The sequence below is a fragment of the Pontibacterium sp. genome, from assembly GCF_041587635.1.
Classification (GTDB): Bacteria; Pseudomonadota; Gammaproteobacteria; order Pseudomonadales; family Balneatricaceae; genus Pontibacterium.
On the sequence record NZ_JBFGYC010000580.1, the window covers coordinates 1 to 2,463 of the forward strand.

At 50.3% G+C, this 2,463-nt stretch carries 2 protein-coding genes and 1 pseudogene; 1 reads left to right on the top strand and 2 read right to left on the bottom strand.

The genetic code is table 11. The features are described 5' to 3' along the window. Both rlmM and ABYW01_RS19335 read right to left on the bottom strand, forming a co-directional pair. Positions 1-640, bottom strand: a 640-nt coding sequence (gene rlmM, locus ABYW01_RS19330; RefSeq protein WP_372835981.1) for a 23S rRNA (cytidine(2498)-2'-O)-methyltransferase RlmM, incomplete at its 3' end; no start/stop codon positions are given. Continuing rightward, positions 637-1,242, bottom strand: a complete 606-nt coding sequence (locus tag ABYW01_RS19335; RefSeq protein ID WP_372835983.1) for an alpha/beta family hydrolase — start codon at positions 1,240-1,242, stop codon at positions 637-639. The genes rlmM and ABYW01_RS19335, both read right to left, overlap by 4 nt. A 372-nt stretch (positions 1,243-1,614) precedes the next feature. Here ABYW01_RS19335 and ABYW01_RS19340 point away from each other — a divergent pair. After that, positions 1,615-2,463: pseudogene (locus ABYW01_RS19340) on the top strand (cbb3-type cytochrome c oxidase subunit I); the annotation flags it as partial.

Here is a 2,463-nt window from a genome sequence, read left to right on the forward strand (position 1 = left end):
CCCCGAGCGGGATTCGCTCATCCCACTGCTTGGCCGGCACAAACCAATGCCATGCCTCCTCCAGCTTCAGGGTTGAGCGACTTGGCGCCTGCTTAGGAAACTTAAGACGCGGAATACCATTAATCCACGGCGCGGAGTTCGTGACAGGCGCGATGCCAACATACATCTCGCTGCCCGACAGCACGAATAACTGAAGACGCAACGCCTGGGAACGCTTAGCCTTAATCAGCTTTCCTGACTTGCGCAGAAACTGCGCTAAAGCAGAGCCGAACTTACGACAAAAAGTGACTAACTCTCGCCCTTCCGTTGTATCCGGCTGCTCGACCCACAGCTCGACACATTCAGGATATGATTCCAACAGTCCGCTGAGCTGTCCGATACGATCGCCCGCTTCCAGATGCTGCAGATCGCCACACGCCATCCACTGCCGAATGAACACCAAAGAACGAAAATCCACCTTATCCACAACAACACGCGCGTCGCCTGACTGTGAACAGGTAAACAGGACGTAACCTGACTGGGGTTCCAGCTGACAATAGCCATAGATACCCACTTCCGCTGCGCGGTCTGCTATCTCAGCCGCGGCCTCTTTCTCAAATCCTGGCCGGCATTGCAGCACAAGACGGTGAAATTCGTTCAACGAATAATCTCCTCAATCTGACGAGTGACGTGTTCGAGATGCATTTGCTGGCTAAATCCGGACGCCTTCCTAGGCTTAAGATCATGGTCCCCATCTTCAAGCCAATGCAGATGTACCGATTCAGAAAGCGCGTAGTGTAACACTTCTTCCCGATATCCCATCGGATCTCGCGTGCCCTGAAAAATATGCACAGGCTTGGTTATGCCTTCCAGATGCCCGGTACGTAACTTGTCCGGCTTACCCGGCGGATGAAACGGAAAGCCCAAAGCAAAACATGCGACTGCATCTGTTTCATCCAGCAACATTGAAGCCACACGACCTCCCATCGATTTGCCCGCAATATAGACCGGCACATCGGATTCAACACAATGCGAGTCAATCAATGCTTTATAGTGGCCCAGCAAAACCGGCATACGATCCGGCGGACGGCGTTTACCGTCTTCTCGACGCTTCTGCATATAGGGAAATTCAAAACGGACAACCTGTAGGCCTATACCTGAAAGCAATTCATCCATCTGCAACATAAAGGGGTGATCCTTACCCGCACCCGCTCCGTGCGCAAGCAGAACGCGCGCGACGGGGCAATTCTCTTTTTTAAACATTGGCTTAGTACCTTGGTAGCAGAGAAAGGAGAATCATACCTATTTAGGCAGCTTGATCTACATCAAGTAAAGAACCAAAAAGGGGTTTTACAGGTTCGTTAAAAGCAGCCCTAAAGAACTAAAAAAAACATAAAAATAAACACAGGAGCATTCTTATTTTATTTAAAATAAAATATTTTTCCCTTCATTTTCATGATCTTAAAAAAAACACCACGTACTCCCCCCAACCTTTAATCCTCCTCTAATATGCATTTCGCAGGTGCGACAATTGGTCTCACTTTTTCCGACACTTACATTGAAAATCAATGGCCATTTCCACATAATTGCCGCTGAACTCAAATTTCCTTAATAGCTTGTTGATGAGAGCCTGACATGAGCACAGCAACTGAACACCCCACCTACAATTATAAAGTGGTGCGCCAGTTCGCCATCATGACAGTGGTTTGGGGTATCGTCGGAATGGCCGTCGGTGTCCTAATCGCTGCCCAGTTGGTTTGGCCAGCACTAAACTTTGATATTCCTTGGTTGACTTACGGTCGTCTTCGTCCGTTGCACACCAACGCAGTAATCTTTGCGTTTGGTGGTTGAGCACTGTTCGCAACTTCCTACTATGTAGTACAGCGCACCTGTCAGACTCGTCTGTTCGGTGGCGGCCTGGCTGCGTTCACGTTCTGGGGCTGGCAGGCAATCATCGTATTGGCAGCAATCTCCCTGCCAATGGGCTGGACCTCCGGTAAAGAATACGCTGAGCTGGAATGGCCAATCGACCTGCTGATCGCAGTTGTTTGGGTATCCTACGCAATCGTATTCCTGGGTACCGTTAAGCTGCGTAAAACCTCCCACATCTACGTGGGTAACTGGTTCTACATGGCGTTCATCATCACCGTTGCTGTTCTGCACATCGTAAACAGCGCTGCCCTGCCTGTATCTCTGACCAAGTCTTACTCTGTATATCCTGGTGCAGTCGATGCAATGGTTCAGTGGTGGTACGGTCACAACGCGGTAGGTTTCTTCCTGACTGCAGGCTTCCTGGGTATGATGTACTACTTCGTACCTAAGCAGGCTGAGCGTCCAATCTTCTCCTACCGTCTGTCCATCGTGCACTTCTGGGCACTGATCGCGACTTACATGTGGGCTGGTGGCCACCACCTGCACTACACTGCACTGCCAGACTGGACTCAGTCCCTGGCAATGGTAATGTCTCTGATTCTGCTGGCTCCA

Bases quoted from the DNA above. Each gene is read 5' to 3' on its own strand.
- ABYW01_RS19335 (WP_372835983.1), bottom strand. From the start codon at position 1,242: ATGTTTAAAAAAGAGAATTGCCCCGTCGCGCGCGTTCTGCTTGCGCAC.